This is a genomic window from Asaia platycodi JCM 25414 (genome assembly GCF_000614545.1).
GTDB classification, from domain to species: domain Bacteria; phylum Pseudomonadota; class Alphaproteobacteria; order Acetobacterales; family Acetobacteraceae; genus Asaia; species Asaia platycodi.
This window is the reverse complement of record NZ_BAKW01000003.1, coordinates 184,063-201,743: the sequence shown is the minus strand read 5'-3', so window position 1 is coordinate 201,743 and position 17,681 is coordinate 184,063. Positions and strand designations below refer to the sequence as shown.

Sequence of the window (17,681 nt, the reverse complement as noted above, 5' to 3'; positions counted from 1 at the left end):
GTGCACGACGATATCGCGTATCACGGCGTGATTGCAAAACGCCCTGAGGAGCCTCAGTTTGAGGCAATGATCTTGCCCCGTACCCTGCCTTTTGCCGTGACCAGCCTTGCACGGGCCTGGCGTCTGGTCCTGTCTCATGACATTCGTTATTTCCGGCTCGGCATTGGGGTTACGCTGGTTCTGCTGCTCGCAGAGCGTCTCTGCCTGCTTGGCACGCCCTATCTGTTCAGTCGGCTCGTCGCGCATTTCTCGGTGCCGGATCTCCGGGTCGTCGTGCCTGTGGCGCTCATCCTTTCCTATGCGGGGCTGATCTTTTTTCGCAGCGCGTTCTCGGCATTGCAGGAACTGGTCTACCAGCCTGTAGGCCAGCGGCTTCAGGCCCTGACGGCGCAGGAGGCTTTTCGGCACCTGCTCGATCTGCCTTACCGGTTTCATCGTGACCGCCAGACGGGCGCGCTTACCCGCGCCATCGAGCGTGGTTCAGAGGCAGCGGACACGCTGCTGCGTCTGGCCTTGTTCAATATTCTGCCTGCGATTCTCGATACCGGGCTGACGATTGGCGTTGTCTTCTCGTTTCTCGGCGGGCGCTATGCTTGTGTCATTCTGGTTGCTCTGCTTTTTTACATAGGGCTGGCTCAATGGTTCGTCCGTCAGCGTGTCCGGGCAAGACGGCAGCGCAATGACGCCAATGGCAAGGCCCAGCATTTCCTGCTCGATTCCCTGCTGAACTTCGAGGCGGTTCGGCATTTCGCCAATGAGCAGCATGAATTCTCACGCTACGAAACAGCCCGTCTAGCGCAGGAGAAGGCCAGTCTGCGCATGACATTCGTGGCCGGGCTGTCTTCTGTCAGTCAGAACGCCATGATCGCCGTGGCGACGCTCATCATCTTCTTCATGGCAGCGAGTGATCTGGCAGCCGGAAAGCTCGACGTGGCAGCGTTCGTGATGATCGGCACCTATTTGCGCACGCTCTATCAGGCGATTATTTCGCTCAATATCGTCTATGCGGGCTGGCGCAATGCCTGTGTCGATCTGGAACATCTGACCGATCTGATGGATGAGGCGCCACGTGGTGGTAGTCTCGAGCGAGGCGATACGACCTGCGGGCGAGAAGACATGACGCCAGCAGCACTCGACTTCGAAACGGTCAGTTTCGATTATGACGGAAGAGAGATCCTGCATGATCTTTCCTTCAGCGTTGTTCCCGGCGAAACGATCGCGCTCGTCGGTCCCACCGGCGCAGGTAAATCGACCATCGCGCGGCTGATCCTCGGCGCCTATGCCCCGGCATCGGGGCGCATCCTGCTAGATGGGCGTGACCTCTCCGGTATCTCGCCCGCAGAATTGCATCGAATGATCGGTGTCGTGCCGCAGGAGACACAGCTTTTCAACGACACGATCGGCTATAATATCGCCTATGGCCGTCTCGACGCGACGCAGGACGAAATCCGAGACGCCGCGCGTCTCGCCCAGATCGACGGCTTCATCGACGGGTTGGAGGAGGGCTACGAGACGCTGGTGGGCGAACGGGGGCTAAAGCTCTCGGGAGGAGAGCGGCAGCGTATCGCCCTGGCGCGAATCATCCTGCGCAAACCACGCCTGCTGCTGCTCGACGAGGCGACAAGTGCGCTCGATACCGGAACAGAGCAGCGTCTGATGGACGCTCTGCGCCAGGTAACGGCGCGCCAGACCACTATCGCTATCGCCCATCGCCTTTCGACCATACGTCATGCCGATCTGATTCTGGTGATCGAGGCAGGCCGTATCGTCGAGCAGGGTACGCATGACGCGCTGATGAAGGCGCAAGAAAGGTATTTTGGCATGGTTACCAATCAATCCGACCCTGTATCTGGTTTTCCCGATGAGGCGTCCTACGTGTTGAGACGGGACATCCAGTGAAAAGAGGAGAGAGTCCATGACGAAACAGGCCGAAGCACTTGCCCGAGACTTCCACCCTGACAAAGCCGTCGAGGAGGAAATTCGAGTCCAGGCCGCTCATGAGCTCTCCAGCGAGCACGACGCGGTGGAAATCCCCGAGGAATTGCTCAAATGCGGCGTCGTGATCGACAAGGCCATAAGCTATCTGGTGGAGCAGGATCTGCCTGCCGAACTCATCGCCTCCGCTCTGCTCGGTGGCTCGCTCGGCGTTCTGGCGCGCACGACCGATGCCGAAACGATGATCCGCATGCTTCAGACGGCTATCGACAGCGTCAGATCGGGTGAACTGATCTGTGCGGACGCGTTTTCCGACGGCGAATGACAGTTTGCGACGCTTTCGGCTTGACGAGAACGGGGGGGTCCGTCATAAGCCGCGCCTTAACGCATCGTCGTATGCCGGGACTGGTCTCGGCGAACATATTACTACCGAGGATCAAGTCCATGTCACGCCGCTGCCAAATCACGGGCAAGGGTGTGCTGACGGGCAACAACGTCAGCCACGCCAACAACAAGACCCGTCGTCGCTTCCTGCCGAACCTGCAGGAAATCACCCTGCTCTCCGACATTCTCGGCACGGGCGTTCGTCTGCGTCTCTCCACTCAGGGCATTCGCACGGTTGAGCATAACGGCGGTCTGGACTCGTTCCTGATCACCACGCCGAACCGCAAGCTCCCGGTCGAAGCTCAGGTCATCAAGCGCCGCATCCTGCGCGCTCAGGAAAGCAAGGCCGCTCAGACCGCTTGAGTCTGGCGGCGCCTACCTCGCGGCCTCTGGCTGCAAAAGGCGGGCAGCAATCAAATTGGCCTTGAAAACGTGGTCGGGTTGTTTCATTCAGCCACTCGATCACAAGGCCCGACTTGGTCGATCCGGCTTCGACGTCTTACCGGAGTATTCCGAAAATAGCGTCGATCTGTGACGGCCACGGCAAAAGGTGTTTCGGGGCGTCCTGAAGCACCTTTAATCGCATTCTGGAGGTACTCCGTGTCCGAAAGCAGCATCGCAGAAGCCAAATCGGCTCTCTCGAAGATCCGTAATATCGGTATTACCGCGCATATCGATGCCGGCAAGACCACGACGACCGAGCGTATTCTGTATTACACCGGCGTGTCGCATCGCATCGGCGAAGTACATGACGGCAACACCACCACCGACTACATGGCGCAGGAACGTGAGCGCGGCATCACGATCACCTCGCAGCCGTGACCTGTGAGTGGGAAAACCACCGCATCAACATCATCGACACCCCGGGCCATATCGATTTCAACATCGAAGTGAACCGCTCGCTGCGCGTGCTCGATGGCGCCATCTTCATTATCGAAGGCGTTGCTGGCGTTCAGCCGCAGTCCGAGACCAACTGGCGTCTCGCTGACCGTTACAACGTGCCGCGCATCATCTTCATCAACAAGCTCGATCGTACTGGCGCCGATTTCTATCGCGCTTTCGATACGCTGAAGGAAAAGCTCGACATCGTCGCTATTCCGCTTCAGCTGCCGATCGGCATTGAAGAAAACTTCCTCGGCGTGGTCGACCTGGTCGAAATGCGCGCCATCATCTGGGAAGGCGGCGAGCTGGGCGCGAAGTTCCACTATGCCGAGATCCCCGATGACCTGAAGGAAAAGGCTGCCGAAGCACGCCAGAACCTTCTGGACACGGCGCTTAGCGTCGATGAAGCCGCAATCGAAGAATACTTCGAAAAGGGCGATGTAGACGTTGCAACGCTGAAGAAGTGCATCAAGAAGGGCGCCATCTCCGGCGTGTTCCGTCCCGTCATGTGCGGTACGGCCTTCAAGAACAAGGGCGTTCAGCCGCTTCTCGACGCCGTCATCGATTACCTGCCGGCTCCTGACGAAGTCGAAGGCATCCGCATTGCGCCGCCGGAAGACGAGGAAGTCGACGAGAACTTCCTGCCGATCGTGCCTGTTGATCCCGATGGCAAGTTCGCTGGTCTTGCGTTCAAGATCATCTCGGACAAATACGGCACCCTGACCTTCGTGCGCGTCTATCGTGGTGTTCTGAAGTCGGGCGACACCGTGCTGAACACGACCAAGGGCCACAAGGAACGCGTCGGCCGCATGTTCCAGATGCACGCTGACAAGCGTGAGGAAGTCAAGCAGGTCGGCGCTGGCGACATTGCTGCGTTCGTTGGTCTGAAGGACACCCAGACGGGTGACACCCTCGCCGATGCCGCCGATCCGGTGGTTCTGGAGCGTATGCAGTTCCCGGTTCCGGTTATCGACATCTCGGTCGAGCCTAAGACCAAGGAAGCTGTCGAGAAGATGACGCTGGCCCTTCAGAAGCTTGCTGCTGAAGATCCTTCGCTGAAGCTCAAGACCGATCAGGAAACAGGTCAGACCATCCTGTCCGGCATGGGCGAGCTGCATCTGGACATCATCGTTGACCGTATGCGTCGTGAATACGGCGTTGAAGCCAATGTCGGTGCGCCTCAGGTTGCGTATCGTGAGACGATCTCGCGTCCGCATATCGAGACCTACACCCACAAGAAGCAGTCCGGTGGTTCGGGTCAGTACGCTGAAGTCAAGATCGAGTTCACCCCGGTCGAGCGTAACGAAGGCATCAGCTTCGAGAACAAGGTCGTCGGCGGTACGGTGCCGAAGGAATACATCCCGGCTGTCGAAAAGGGCATCCGCATGCAGTCCTCGACGGGCGTGCTGGCTGGCTTCCCGACGGTGGACTTCAAGTTCACGCTTCTCGACGGCAAGTACCATGACGTTGACTCGTCGGCTCTGGCCTTCGAAATCGCCGCCAAGGCCTGCTTCCGCGAAGGCATGAAGAATGCTGGCCCCGTGATCCTTGAACCGATCATGGACGTTGAAGTGACGACCCCGAACGATCACGTCGGTGACGTGGTGGGCGATCTTAACCGTCGTCGTGGCATCATCCAGAGCCAGGAAACTGCCGGTTCGACCGTCATGATCCGCTCGCAGGTGCCGCTGAAGGAAATGTTCGGCTACATCTCGCATCTGCGTTCGGCTACCAAGGGCCGTGCATCGTTCACGATGCAGTTCCATCATTATGATCCGGTGCCGCGCAACGTGGCTGACGAGATCATGGCGAAGAGCGCCTGATCCCTTCGGGCTCAGTCCATCGCTACGAGAAAGCCGCCCTTCGGGGCGGCTTTTTTCGTTTTAGCCTCGTTCTTCCTCAACAGGGTCGTAGCCCCGGCAGGCTGCATAGAGACGGTAAAGCGTCTTACCCCGGAAGCTGAGCAAAATCATGACAACCAGACTGGTTTTCAAAACGATCCCGGCCGTGAAAGCATCACGTGCATGCGCGTCCAGATGAAGCAGGTAAAATCCTCTCAGCATGAAGAAGCCAGCCCATACACGCGCGTAGAACCGGAAGAAGCTGCCCAGGAATGGTGTTTCACTTCCAAAATTCGCGCCCTGCCTCTGCTCGGCAAGTGCCTGGATAAGCGAGATACGCGTCAGGCTGCCGACAAGAAATACGAACCCCAGAAGGAAGGCGCAGAGTGCGCCAAAGTTCTCAGGCGAAAGCCATCTTGCGATGGTGAGGGTCAGCACGCCAAAGCCGAGCGCCATACCGTTGAAAACGAACCAGATTGTCGGGAAACCGATATGGGCCCGCCACCGCCTAAGAGCATCGATACCGATCACGGCGAGGGTCGCAGGAAGGACATAGCTCTGCAGTCCTGTGGCGTCGCCCAGCCAGACAAGGCCCAGCGCTCCCAGTTCTCCTGCGAGGGGGCGCAAGCGGCGCAGGCGTTCCGGGTTGGGATGGAGAGCGGGCATGAGAGAAATCCTCGATAGTCTTTACAATGTAAAGACCCCTTGTTGACCTCTCGTCAAGATGAACTTTTCGATGTAAAGTTCTGGATCAGGAGATCAGTATGAAGACCGATGCGACGCCTTACCATCATGGCGATCTTGCCAATGCGCTCTTGCAGGCTGCGCGGGCTCTGCTGGAGGAGGGCGGGTTGGAGGCACTCTCGCTTCGTGGTGTAACGCGTCGGGCCGGTGTCTCGGCTACCGCCGCTGTGCCTCATTTCGGTACACTTACCGGGTTGAGATCCGTTTTGGCAGCGCAGGGGTATGACGAGCTTGCTGATGCGCTCATCAGGGCTCAGGGGAGCTTTGATCAACCTGACGATACAGCGAGGCCAACTATTTCCAGCAGTGCAGGGCCTCACACCACGGCGGCTCATGCTGCGGGGAGCGCCTACATCGCTTTTGCGCTGGCTAATCCCGATCTCTTTCGGCTGATGTTCCGCAACGCATTACTCGATCATGGCCGGAGGGAGCTGGCTTCCGCCTCAAGGCGCGCTTTCGAGGCCTTGCGGCATCTATCCGACGGCGAAGTGACCGGAGCAGAGCAATCGGCGCATATGGCGGGGCTGTGGGCGCGCGTCCACGGACTCGCGCTGCTGGCGATTGACGGCATGCTCGGACCATTGCTGGAGGAGGCGAAAGCCTCTCACTGACTGAATTTCTGCAAGATGCCCTCGCGATGTCGTCACGACGGGATTGGCGGTGACGCATTCGAGAGGAACATGAACGGTAATTAACGTTCACGTTCCAGTGACTAACCAAAATATTGCAAAAACATTATATAAAATTAATCATAACTCTGCTTCTCTCGTTTTCGGCAGAGGGGCCTATCGGGCAAAAACCCCCGCTGCTTCAGGCTCAAATCGGGAGGCTGGTCCCATGGCATTGGCCCAACAGACCACAACGGAAACGCAGGAAAACGGGGCACCGCTCCTGCATGTGGCGGGTATTTCTAAGACATTTTCCGGGATCAAGGTTCTCAAGGATGTCTCTCTCAGCGCCTATGGCGGTGAAATCCTCGCTCTGATGGGCGAGAACGGGGCTGGCAAGTCCACGCTCATGAAAATTCTGTCAGGTGCGTATATCGCCGATCCTGGTGGCGAAATTCGCATTGCCGGTGAGATTGCTAAAATCACCAACCCTGCTTCGGCCCGGGCTCTGGGGATTGGCATCATCTATCAGGAGCTGGCGCTCGCGCCCAACCTGACCGTGGCAGAGAATATTCATCTCGGCTCAGAGCTGCGCAAAGGAGGCATGATTGATCGTGCAGCCATGAACGAGGCCTGTCGCGGTCTGCTCAAGGAACTCGGCGCGCCCTTCGGCCCTGAAGAAAAGCTCTCGACCATGTCGGTTGCTGAGCAGCAACTGGTCGAGATTGCGCGTGCGCTGCATCGTGATGCACGCATTCTGGTGCTCGACGAGCCGACGACGGCCCTTTCGGCACGCGAGACGGACAGGCTTTTTGCCCTCATCCGGCAGCTTCGAGCCAAGGGTCTGGCGCTCATCTATATCAGCATCGTATGGATGAAATCGATGAGCTCGCCGATCGTGTTTCTGTGCTGCGCGACGGTGCGCATGTCGGCACCCTTGAAAAACATGAACTCTCTTCCGGACGTATCGTCAGTCTGATGGTCGGTCGCGATCTATCGAGCTTTTATGAAAAAGATGGCAATCACGTCCGTTACGATGCAGCGCCGATCCTCCAGGTTGAAGGGCTGACCGATGGCAAGCGCGTGCAGCCAGTCAGCTTCAGTGTTCGCCCCGGCGAGGTTCTCGGAATCGCAGGGCTCGTAGGCGCAGGACGCACCGAACTCGCCCGGTTGATTTTCGGTGCTGACCCCAAAGCTGCGGGTACGGTCACGCTCGATTCCCGCAAACTCGACATACGCTCGCCGCGCGACGCTTGGCAGCAGGCATTGCCTATTTGACCGAAGATCGCAAATCGCTGGGATTGTTTCTCGACATGTCCTGTAGCGGCAACATCAATCTCGGCGTGGTCGAGCGCGACTCACGGCTTGGCGTGCTTGATCAGGGGAAGGGGCGCACCCGCGCAACGGGCTCCTTCGCCGCGCTGCGCATCAAGGCCCAGAACATGCTGACCAATGTCGGCGGGCTTTCCGGGGGTAATCAGCAGAAGGTCCTGCTTGGGCGCCTGCTCGAAACCGGTCCAAAACTGCTGATTCTCGACGAGCCGACGCGGGGCGTCGATATCGGCGCGAAGACAGAAATCTACCGCATCATCAATGACCTGGCAGCCCAGGGGCTCGGGATCATCGTCATATCGAGCGAAATGGCCGAGATCATCGGCGTGAGCGATCGCGTGCTTGTCATGCGCGAGGGTCATCTCACGGGTGAACTCACGGGCGATGCGATCACGCAGGAGGCGATCATGTCTCTTGCGGTCGGTCTTGCCCCCGCTTCCTCAATCGCCGCCTAGGATTCTATCTCTATGAGCACCACTCTCAACCCGGCGGTTGCGGCTACCCCCGCCGCCCAGCTCAATGCACGTGCAACGACCCGCAGCATTCTTCAAGCAGCGGGTATGTTGCCGGTTCTCATCCTCCTCGCCCTCGGTTTCCATTTCCTTGGTGGGCATCGTTTCCTCTCGGGGCAGAATCTCTCGATCATCGCCCAGCAGGCATCGATCAACACCGTGCTTGCCTCTGGCATGACTTTCGTCATTCTGACGGGCGGTATCGATCTTTCAGTGGGTTCCATTCTGGCTTTTGCCGCGATGTGCGGACTGATCGTTTCCCTTTTGCCACATCTGGCCTGGCTTGCCGTTCCGGCCTGTCTGGGGGCGGGTCTGCTGATTGGCGTTTTCAACGGTGCGCTGATCGCGGGGGTCAAGATTCCTCCCTTTATCGTCACACTCGGTACGCTCACCGCCGTGCGTGGCCTGGCGCGCCTGATGGGCAATGACCGCACGATTTTCAATCCTGACCTGTCTTTTGCCTGGATCGGCAATGACGGCATCGCCGTGACTTCCACTTTCACCATTCCCTGGCTTGCGGTTATCGCCCTTGCCGTCGTGGTGGTGAGCTGGTTCATCCTGCGTCGTACCGTGCTCGGGGTGCATATCTACGCCATTGGCGGCAATGCCTCTGCAGCGCGTCTCGCAGGTATCCGTGTCGGTCTTGTGCTGATGTTCGTCTATGCGGCTTCGGGACTTCTGGCCGGTCTGGGGGCCGTCATGTCATCCGCACGGCTCTATGCTGCCAACGGCCTGCAACTCGGCCAGTCTTACGAGCTGGACGCCATTGCTGCGGTTATTCTCGGCGGCACCTCGTTCGTTGGCGGCGTCGGAACGATCTGGGGCACGCTGGTTGGTGCGCTTCTGATCGCGGTTCTGACCAACGGCCTCATCCTTATTGGCGTGTCCGATATCTGGCAGTTCATCGTCAAGGGACTCGTCATCATCGTGGCGGTCGCTCTCGACCGGTTCCGCGCTCCTGCGGCGCGCACCTGATCACAGGCCGCGCCTTTTCATTTTTCGAGTTTGTTTTTCTTCCGTTTCGGATGTTTCAAGATGATCACTCGTTCCAAAATCCTCCTCGGTGCGCTCGTTCTCTCCACCGCTCTGGCGGCTCCCGCTGTGCGCGCCGAAGGCATCAGCAATGTCGGCGTCTCGGTCGGCTCGCTCGGAAATCCGTATTTCGTGGCGCTGGTCAAAGGGGCCACAACCCAGCTCAAGACGACGGCGCCTAGCGCCAAAATCAACGCTCTGTCAGCCGATTACGATCTCAACAAGCAGTTCTCCCAGATGGACAGCTTTGTGGCGTCAGGCGTGAATCTGATCCTGCTCAACGGTGTCGATCCCCAGGCCGTCATGCCTGCGATCAAACGCGTGCAGAAATCCGGTGCAACGGTGATCGCCGTCGACGTAGCTCTGCCGGGGTTGATGGCACAGTTCAGACCGACAACGTGGCGGCTGGACGCGTCTCCTGCGAGTATCTGGCCAAGAAGATCGATGGCAAAGGCGAAGTCGCCATCGAGAACGGGCCTCAGGTTTCGTCGATCATCGACCGAGTGAAGGGATGCAAGGAAGTTCTGGCGAAATATCCAGATATCAAGATTGTCAGCGACGACCAGAACGGTGGCGCCGAGCGCGACCTGGGCTTCAAGGTCATGCAGGGATACCTGGTGCGCTTTCCGAACCTGAAGGGCGTCTTCGCCATCAACGATCCTGAGGCGATCGGTGGGGACCTCGCCATTCGTCAGGCACGTCGTCAGGGTATCACTGTCACGTCAGTCGACGGTGCGCCGGATATTGTGGCGTCGCTGAAAGACCCGAGATCGTCCATCGTCGCTTCCGCCAGTCAGGATCCTTACCAGATGGGCAAGGATGGCATTGCCATGGGGCAGGCGATCAAGGACGGCAAGTTGGCCAAGGGCACAGTGCGCCTCATGGCGCCGACACTTATCACGCGCGACAATGTCGGCAGCTACAAGGGCTGGACGGGCGAATAAGCCCGCTTTCCTCCCCGGCGTCGAGAGCCGGGGAGGTTTTTTTCACGCCTGATTATTGTTGGAGGCGAAGAGGCGGTAGATGAGCAGCAGGATCATCGCGCCGAACACCGATGCGACGAAGCCGGCAGGCTGGCCCGCGTGGTAGAAATGGAGTTTCTGCCCGATCCATCCGGCGAGCAACGCGCCTGCGATGCCAGGAAGATCGTGATGATGAAGCCACCCGGATCACGACCGGGCATCAGGAATTTGGCGATCAACCCAACAAAAAAACCGACGATCAATGTCCAGATCAGATGCATGTCATCTCCTCATGCGGATAGGCAGGTAGTCACATTCCCGTGACTAGCATGAGGGGAAGAGTCGGTCCACGCCCGCGATAACGCGCATAAAAAACGAGCCGCAAAGACCTCTTATGACCTGTGAGAAAATGCTTTTTCCAGCGCGTCATCTGAAGAGACAAATTGTCCGGGGAGATCGACCGTTTTTTCGTAGCGAAAATAGAGCGGCGTCCAGCCGGGGTCGCCATCGGAGGCCACAAGCCGGAAATAATAGAGGCTTGCCGGGGCAGGGTCAGGCACCGGGCCGTCCTGATGTCTCAAAGCCTCGACGACAAAGAGCCCGGGATCATGAGGATCAGTCGATTGCGCGAAGGCAAAGGAGAGCAACGCGTCTTCGCCAGTGTGAGGCGTATCGATGAGGTGATCGCGCAGCGCCTGCGCCTTGTCCTTTCCGTTCGGAATTGGGTCAAAACCGATCAGCGTGGTTTTGCCGTCAGGATCATGCAGGAGCACGATGGCGAAATGGTAACTCCAAGCATTGCCGTTCTCCCGCCAGGTCTTGATCACCGAAAACGACGTGCCTGGCACTACAGCCCATAGACGTTGCGGATCGAGCGCGCTGGTGAAGGTGAGCTTTGTCTCACCGTCACCCAGAGTCAAAGGCTTGAGCGCAGGTAAGGGGCTGGCCTGTGCCGGGTAAGCCCCCAGCATGGCGAACAGGCCGCAGAGAGACAGGAGAAGACGCTTTCTCTTTCTGTTCATGCGGCTGCTGCCCCTCAGCCGAATGAGCCGTTGGCGTGCATGACGGCCACGCTGATTTCGCGCAGCACGGCGAAAAGACGCGCCATGGGGGCAAAGATATCTTCATGCTCACGGGTAAAGCCGTGATCGTCACGCGGGCCGCTTGGCTCGTGAAAATCGAGATCGGTTACCATGCCTGCCGATTGCGGGAAAATCTCCGACAGCCGTTTGAGCACAGCCGGGATTTCAAGCTGAAGGACCAGCTTCAGCAGCGTCTCGCGATTGATGTCATTGCGCGGGCTGAAATAGGGGATGCGCGTGGCGAGAAGCCAGATCTGGCCGATTACGGCATGACGGATCGCATGCAGCGTGCGCTCCTGCGCACTCATTTTGAGAGTATGGCTCCACACCGATTCAAGCGCGATATGATCGGCCTGAATGCGCCGGAACATGGCGGGCAGGCTGCGCCAGAATTCCAGCCCCTCGAGTCCGCTCGCCAGAACGAGGTGCTGGCTACGCTGTGCTTCGTTGCGGGCCGAAGCTGCGCGATCGAGCCAGGTGCCGGGGTCGAGCAGCCGCACGATACCGCGCAGGGCACCGATATCGGAATGCGCGGCCGCCTGACGGGCGAAATCGAGCGCAAGGCCGAAGCGGCGGCTGCTGCGAGCTAGCTTTTCGAAGGTTTCGGGATGACGCGAGGCGGCCGTGCCAAAACCCTGCAGCACATTCGTCCACCAGCCAAGCTGTTCGAGAATGGCGTTATTCGGAATGGCGCGCAGCTGGCTCGGATGGGTGATGCGCGTCACGCTGATGCCATCGCCCTGTCGGGCAGAGGGGCGCGAGCCCGATTTGTCGATCAGCGCCGGACCGAACGCGCCAAGAAGCCCGGCATAGCCAGGATCTTCGACAAGGCTGCTCATGTCGAGCGCAATGGTCGAGAAGAAATCCGACGAGAAGTCAGGTTCGTCATAGATCGGATCGCGCGCGCTCGAAAGCGGCCGCGTCAGATGCTCGGCAAGCGTTGCAATGGTCGAGGCGGCAAGCGGGGCCGTGCCGAACAGCGTGTAGCCATCGCCACCCTGAAACGCCGCTTCCTCACGCAGGCTGATACCGGCCTTGGCGAAAAGACCGCGCGTATGGTCGGGCGAGAAATAGCTGAGGCGATCCGACAGGCTGAACGGATGAGCGCCGCGTCCGATGCTTTCACCATGCGTATCGAACAGAACGAGTTCGATGTCCTTCATGCCGTGTTTCTGCATGAGCGACAGTGTACGCAGGCGCAGGCGCTCGACGAGGTTGGTCGCGGCGAGCTGACCGATATAACGGCCCGAATCCGAATAGCCGAATTGCAGGCAGAGACGGCCATTATTGCGGATGTAGTCGCGCCAATGCGGGGAGCGGAACGCTTCTTCGAGAATGATCTCGCCATGTTCGAGCGCGCTTTGCGTCTCGAAAAGCGGAGAGATCTGGATCTGATCGTCACGGATGCCGAGCAGACGCGCCAGCCAGAGCGTGGCGAGCAGCGTGTAGCCACTTTCGGTTTCGGCAATCAGGAAGCGGATCGGTGTGCCGCAATCGATATGCTTGAGAATCTGCGCCATGGTCATCATCAGACGACCGGCAGAAGACTGCTCCATCATCAGCGCCCCGAAATCGACCGGGATCGGGGCTTTCAGCGATTCGAGGGCATCGTTGATCTGCGACAGAACAAGCCGACGACGCGACGGTATGGTGGGGTCGTCTTCAATACCGAGGCGATGACGCACCACATTGTAGATCTGGGTCGCATTCAGGCGGGTATGGATATGAGCCGCGCCCAGACCATGCGCCATGAAGCCGGAACGTGCGGTCAGCAGCGCCGCGCGTTTCGGGCCTTCCAGCAGAGAGAGCGCTTCGTCGAAAAGCGGAGCCAGCGTCTCGGCGGAGGCGAGGGCGGCTTCGCGCCGGCTGACCAGCGTCTGGGCGAAGGCGGCGATGGCGGTAGCATCATGACGCTGCTGGTCGGGGCAGGCAGCTTCCTGCTCCTTCACCGCGCCGAGCGCGACATCGATGCGTGCGACAAGTTGCGAGCATTGCGGAAGCAGGGATTCGAGCTGCGTGCGCAGGCGCTCGAGCTGCGTGCGTTTCAGCGCAAGGCGGATGCGCAGTGTGTCCCACCAGTGGATATCGCTGCGACCATCCGTGTCGAACCCGACCCAGGTGGCCAGAATGAGGGTTCTGATATCGAACGCGGCGAGTGCGGCTTCCTGATCGGGCCAGCGTGCGGCGGCGTGCTTCAGAATGGAGGCATTGAAGATGTCGAGCGCATCGCGCCCGCGCAGAATGGCGGTGAGCGCCAGATTTTGTTCATGGGCCAAAGTGGGCGCCGCTTCGCGGCGATGCGATTTCAGCTCGGGCAGGCGATGGCTGGGGTCTGTCGCCATCTCGACAATGTGGCGATAGACATTATCAGCTAGAGCGAAGGTCGGATGAGCCGTGAAGACCGCCGCGAAACCGGGGCGCGAGAGTTTGGCGATCAGCCTTCGACCGTGTCGCAGCTTTCGACCGTCCTGCGCGCCGCCTCATCCAGACGGTCCTCGGGGCCTGCCTCATCCTTGAGGCCGACATAGCTGCGCAGACGCGCGGCGCGCTCTTTGAGATTGCCGTCGCGGAGCACGCGCACAGCGTTTTCAAGCGTCGCGACCGAAAGTGCGCCGTCTATCAGTTCGTCACCGATCGCACTCGAAAGCGTCTCGATAGGATCGGGGGCGTGGCGCTCATGCGCGGCGCGATCCTGGAGCGCCTGCATCTCGCCTGTCAGACGCTCGGCAAAAACGACGCCTCATTGGCGATGGCGGCAGGTTTCTGATCCGCCTTCTGGGCGGGCGTTCCGTCAGGGGCGTGATGCGGCGCGGTATTGGACAAGGCACTCTCGCTTGAATTCGGGTCACGGGCTGCGTTTGGTTTTCCATGCCAAAGACATGATGGCAATGGAGGATCGCGGGAGGTGCAGGACTTTTTATCCGAGTGATGATAATCGGTTGGGAATGCATCATCCGAATTCCGATAATTCCCCCGGTACAGAGCGCCCGGCAGAGAGCGGTGCCTCGGAGGCAGAGGCGCTTGCCGGGTTGAGAGCCTCGCGGCGTCTGGCGGGAGGGCTGCTTGTCTCCATGGGCGGGCTGATGGTCTGTTCCGCCGGTCTGCCCGCCATGGGGCTGGTGAAGGACAATTTCCTGCTTGAAGTGCTGCGCTCCGGCGCGCGGGCAGGCGTTGTTGGTGGCATTGCGGACTGGTTTGCCGTCACGGCCCTGTTCAGACACCCGCTCGGCTTACCCATTCCGCATACGGCCGTGCTGCCTCGTCAGCAGCGACGTCTGGCGCGCGCGCTGGGGCGTTTCGTCTCAACGCAGTTCTTTACGGAAGAAGATGCAGGCCGTGCCCTGGCTTCAGCCGATGTGGCGCGTATTCTCGCCAATCTGCTGCGTCAGCCGCGCACGGCCAATGCAACGGCGGCAGCGCTCCGTCGCAGCGTGCCCGACATGCTCGACCGACTGGAAGATGGGCGTGCCTCCGCAGCTATAGGCAAGGCGCTGCCGGTGCTGGCTCGGGGCGAGGCGTCCATCAAGGTCGTGACGCGTGCGCTCAGGGCGCTGGTTGATAACGAGCTGCATCAGGAGGTCCTGTCCGCGCTGCTCGAGCGCTTCAAGGGGGGCGTGCAAAAGCGCGAGGCCACGCTCCGCAGCTTCATTGAAGAGCGTGTACGCGAGCAGGGAGGGCGCATGATTGGCTGGGCCATCGGTCCTTCCGTCGCCAATCGCGTCATAACGGCGCTCTATCTCGAACTGGACCGGGTGGATCCGCAGGATTCGGAACTGCGTGAGGGTTTTACCGGCTGGATCAGGCAGGAAATCGACCGGCTGGAACAGGACCCTGAACGTCGGGCGCGTTTTGGCGATGCGATGTCGGGTTATCTGGGGCATGACAGCCTGAAGCTCTGGTGGAAGGAAATCTGGCAGCGTTTCAGAGGGATTGCAGAAGCTGACCTTGCCTCTGAAGAGGGGTGGAGCCGTAGCGTGATCGAAGCGGCTCTGCTCAGCCTGGCCGATCAGCTAGATCATGATCCTGCGATGCGGGCCCGCCTGGAGCAGACGCTCAGAACGACCCTCGTGCGCATACTGCCCTCATTGCGCGACAAGCTTGCGGCCTATATCGCCTCGGTCATGGAGCGGTGGAACCCAACAGAGCTATCAGCGCGGCTTGAGCAGCGTGTGGGGCGTGACCTGCAATATATCCGTATCAATGGCACGCTGGTTGGTTTCGTCGTCGGCGCGGTTCTGGACATGCTCATGCGGCTCTGCTTCGGCCATCTCGGCTAGGCAGAGTTTATCTCTTTGTAACAGGTGGCGAAAAGGGTTGACGCAGAGGCCCTCAGCGCGCATCTGCTACTAAAAATAGCACCATTTAGGTCTTTAATTTCTGTCCATGCGGGACTGATCGAGGGAGCACAATGCTCAGGTTATCGAAACTCGCTGATTACGCAACGGTTCTGCTCGTGCAGCTTGGCCAACAGGACTCGCTCGTCACAGCTACCGCCCTTGCGGGGGCGACTGGCGTGCCGGAGCCGACCGTTGCCAAGCTGCTCAAGGGCCTGGCCGCTGACGGTCTGGTCGCATCGCACCGTGGCGCGAGGGGCGGTTATCGCCTCGCGCGTGCTTTCCGAAATTTCGATTGCCGCAGTCATTACCTCGGTCGACGGGCCGATTGCGTTGACCGCCTGCGTCGAGGGGCGGGTTTGCGAGGCGAAATCGCTCTGCGCCCTCTCATCCGGTCAATGGGACATGGTGAACAAGGCCATCCGCTCCACACTCGAATCCATCAATCTTGACGATATGAGTCGTGCGCATCTGACAGGCGGTTTTGCGCCTGCGTCGCGCTGCGTCGCTCATGATCATCATCCTGCCAGGGAGGGATGAGATGCCAGCCGTAACGGAAACCCGTGAAGCCGTCGAAACGCTCGGTCAGTCGACCTATAAATGGGGTTTCGAGACCGATATCGAGATGGAATTCGCGCCGAAAGGGCTGAGCGAAGAAACCATCCGGTTCATCTCCGCGCGCAAGCAGGAGCCTGAATGGATGCTCGACTGGCGTTTGCAGGCGTTTCGCGCCTGGCAGGCGATGGAAGAGCCCAGCTGGCAGAAGCCGGAATATCCGGCCATCGATTATCAGGACGCCTTCTACTTCGCCGAGCCGAAAAGCAAGCCCGGCCCGAAATCGCTTGAAGAAGTCGACCCGGAATTGCTGCGTACCTACGAAAAGCTCGGGATACCGCTGCATGAACAGGCCATTCTGGCCGGCGTCGAAGGCGCAGGTGAGCAGGAAGCGCGTCTGCCGGTAGCCGTCGATGCCGTGTTCGACTCAGTGTCGGTCGTGACCACGTTCCGCAAGACGCTTGAGGAGGCCGGGGTTATTTTCTGCCCGATCTCCGATGCCATTCGCGAGCATCCCGAACTGGTGAAGCGCTATCTTGGCTCGGTTGTGCCGGTAAGCGATAATTTCTTCGCGGCGCTCAACTCCGCAGTGTTCACCGATGGGTCGTTCGTCTACGTGCCTGAGGGAGTGAAATGCCCGATGGAGCTGTCGACCTATTTCCGCATCAATGCGCGCAATACGGGGCAGTTCGAGCGTACGCTGATCATCTGCGAAGATCGGGCGAGTGTATCCTACCTTGAAGGGTGCACGGCGCCCATGCGCGATGAAAACCAGCTTCACGCGGCTGTGGTCGAACTGGTGGCGATGAACGACGCCAAGATCAAATATTCCACCGTGCAGAACTGGTATCCGGGCGACGAGAACGGCAAGGGCGGCATTTATAATTTCGTGACCAAGCGCGGCGCCTGTCGCGGCCGCAATGCCAAGATCTCTTGGACGCAGGTCGAGACGGGGTCGGCCATCACCTGGAAATATCCTTCCTGCATTCTGGCAGGCGAGGGGTCGGTGGGCGAGTTCTACTCGGTGGCCGTCACCAATAACCGCCAGCAGGCCGATACCGGCACGAAGATGATCCATCTGGCGCCCAATACGCGCTCGACCATCATCGCGAAGACCATTTCCGCCGGTCACTCTGACAGCACCTATCGCGGTCTGGTGCGCATGATGCCCAAGGCACGCGGCGCGCGTAATTTCACGCAATGCGACAGTCTGCTGATCGGCGATCAGTGTGGCGCGCACACGGTGCCCTATATCGAGAACCGCAACATGACGGCGCGCGTCGAGCATGAGGCGACTACCTCGAAGATTTCTGAAGACCAGCTCTTCTATTGCCGGTCACGTGGCCTGTCAGAAGAGGATGCTGTGGGTCTCATCGTCAACGGGTTCTGCAAGGATGTCCTGAAGGAACTCCCCATGGAGTTTGCAGTGGAAGCTCAGAAGCTCCTGCAACTCAGTCTTGAAGGTAGCGTCGGGTAAA

General features: G+C 59.5%; 15 protein-coding genes and 3 pseudogenes. 13 read left to right on the top strand and 5 right to left on the bottom strand.

The window, feature by feature from the left end:
* The first annotated feature begins 72 nt into the window (after positions 1–72).
* The 4 genes and pseudogenes from JCM25414_RS04205 (at position 73) to fusA (ending at position 5,024) form a co-directional block, all read left to right on the top strand.
* On the top strand, positions 73–1,899 hold the full coding sequence (locus JCM25414_RS04205) for an ABCB family ABC transporter ATP-binding protein/permease (RefSeq protein ID WP_159101711.1): 1,827 nt from the start codon (positions 73–75) through the stop codon (positions 1,897–1,899).
* A gap of 16 nt (positions 1,900–1,915) precedes the next feature.
* Entirely contained in the window at positions 1,916–2,260 is a 345-nt protein-coding gene (locus tag JCM25414_RS04200; RefSeq protein WP_025840821.1) for a hypothetical protein, read from the top strand.
* A gap of 119 nt (positions 2,261–2,379) precedes the next feature.
* Positions 2,380–2,682, top strand: a complete 303-nt coding sequence (gene rpmB / locus JCM25414_RS04195; protein ID WP_025840820.1) for a 50S ribosomal protein L28 — start codon at positions 2,380–2,382, stop codon at positions 2,680–2,682.
* A gap of 237 nt (positions 2,683–2,919) precedes the next feature.
* Positions 2,920–5,024 (top strand): annotated as a pseudogene (fusA, locus tag JCM25414_RS17010) (elongation factor G).
* Positions 5,025–5,084: 60 nt separating this feature from the next.
* Here the strand turns inward: fusA and JCM25414_RS04185 are convergent.
* Positions 5,085–5,708, bottom strand: a complete 624-nt coding sequence (locus JCM25414_RS04185; protein WP_025840819.1) for a hypothetical protein — start codon at positions 5,706–5,708, stop codon at positions 5,085–5,087.
* Positions 5,709–5,806: 98 nt separating this feature from the next.
* Here JCM25414_RS04185 and JCM25414_RS17005 point away from each other — a divergent pair, with 98 nt between their 5' ends.
* The 6 genes and pseudogenes from JCM25414_RS17005 (at position 5,807) to JCM25414_RS16995 (ending at position 10,214) form a co-directional block, all read left to right on the top strand.
* Positions 5,807–6,397 (top strand): TetR-like C-terminal domain-containing protein, encoded by a 591-nt coding sequence (locus JCM25414_RS17005; RefSeq protein ID WP_051535675.1) that lies wholly within the window; start codon positions 5,807–5,809, stop codon positions 6,395–6,397.
* A 226-nt stretch (positions 6,398–6,623) separates the two neighbouring features.
* A complete protein-coding gene (locus tag JCM25414_RS24465) occupies positions 6,624–7,373 on the top strand; it encodes an ATP-binding cassette domain-containing protein (RefSeq protein WP_242403334.1) in 750 nt (249 codons plus the stop codon).
* Complete coding sequence (locus JCM25414_RS25775; protein ID WP_277910984.1) at positions 7,373–7,672, top strand: ATP-binding cassette domain-containing protein; 300 nt, start codon at positions 7,373–7,375, stop codon at positions 7,670–7,672. Before JCM25414_RS24465 ends, JCM25414_RS25775 begins: the two co-directional genes overlap by 1 nt.
* Entirely contained in the window at positions 7,669–8,181 is a 513-nt protein-coding gene (locus JCM25414_RS25770; RefSeq protein ID WP_277910982.1) for an ATP-binding cassette domain-containing protein, read from the top strand. Before JCM25414_RS25775 ends, JCM25414_RS25770 begins: the two co-directional genes overlap by 4 nt.
* A 12-nt stretch (positions 8,182–8,193) precedes the next feature.
* Positions 8,194–9,213: an ABC transporter permease subunit gene (locus JCM25414_RS04170; RefSeq protein WP_025840818.1), complete on the top strand. Its 1,020-nt coding sequence runs from the start codon at positions 8,194–8,196 to the stop codon at positions 9,211–9,213.
* A gap of 60 nt (positions 9,214–9,273) precedes the next feature.
* Positions 9,274–10,214: pseudogene (locus tag JCM25414_RS16995) on the top strand (ABC transporter substrate-binding protein).
* A 42-nt stretch (positions 10,215–10,256) separates the two neighbouring features.
* On the opposite strand, the gene JCM25414_RS26955 reads toward JCM25414_RS16995, so the two are convergent.
* The 4 genes from JCM25414_RS26955 to JCM25414_RS26470 all read right to left on the bottom strand — a co-directional run bounded on the left by JCM25414_RS26955 (position 10,257) and on the right by JCM25414_RS26470 (position 14,021).
* Complete coding sequence (locus tag JCM25414_RS26955; RefSeq protein WP_408734866.1) at positions 10,257–10,394, bottom strand: GlsB/YeaQ/YmgE family stress response membrane protein; 138 nt, start codon at positions 10,392–10,394, stop codon at positions 10,257–10,259.
* Positions 10,395–10,624: 230 nt separating this feature from the next.
* On the bottom strand, positions 10,625–11,254 hold the full coding sequence (locus JCM25414_RS16985) for a hypothetical protein (protein ID WP_025840817.1): 630 nt from the start codon (positions 11,252–11,254) through the stop codon (positions 10,625–10,627).
* Positions 11,255–11,268: 14 nt separating this feature from the next.
* Positions 11,269–13,656 (bottom strand): phosphoenolpyruvate carboxylase, encoded by a 2,388-nt coding sequence (locus JCM25414_RS16980; RefSeq protein ID WP_369345992.1) that lies wholly within the window; start codon positions 13,654–13,656, stop codon positions 11,269–11,271.
* Between the two features lie 92 nt (positions 13,657–13,748).
* A complete protein-coding gene (locus tag JCM25414_RS26470) occupies positions 13,749–14,021 on the bottom strand; it encodes a hypothetical protein (protein ID WP_369345991.1) in 273 nt (90 codons plus the stop codon).
* A gap of 238 nt (positions 14,022–14,259) precedes the next feature.
* Between JCM25414_RS26470 and JCM25414_RS04145 the strand changes: the two genes are divergently transcribed.
* The 3 genes and pseudogenes from JCM25414_RS04145 (at position 14,260) to sufB (ending at position 17,680) form a co-directional block, all read left to right on the top strand.
* Positions 14,260–15,591, top strand: coding sequence for a DUF445 domain-containing protein (locus tag JCM25414_RS04145; protein WP_025840816.1), 1,332 nt, complete (start codon positions 14,260–14,262; stop codon positions 15,589–15,591).
* A 131-nt stretch (positions 15,592–15,722) separates the two neighbouring features.
* A pseudogene (locus JCM25414_RS16975) lies at positions 15,723–16,188 on the top strand (SUF system Fe-S cluster assembly regulator).
* Position 16,189: 1 nt separating this feature from the next.
* Positions 16,190–17,680: a Fe-S cluster assembly protein SufB gene (gene sufB, locus JCM25414_RS04135; protein WP_025840815.1), complete on the top strand. Its 1,491-nt coding sequence runs from the start codon at positions 16,190–16,192 to the stop codon at positions 17,678–17,680.
* The last annotated feature ends 1 nt before the right edge of the window (position 17,681 follow it).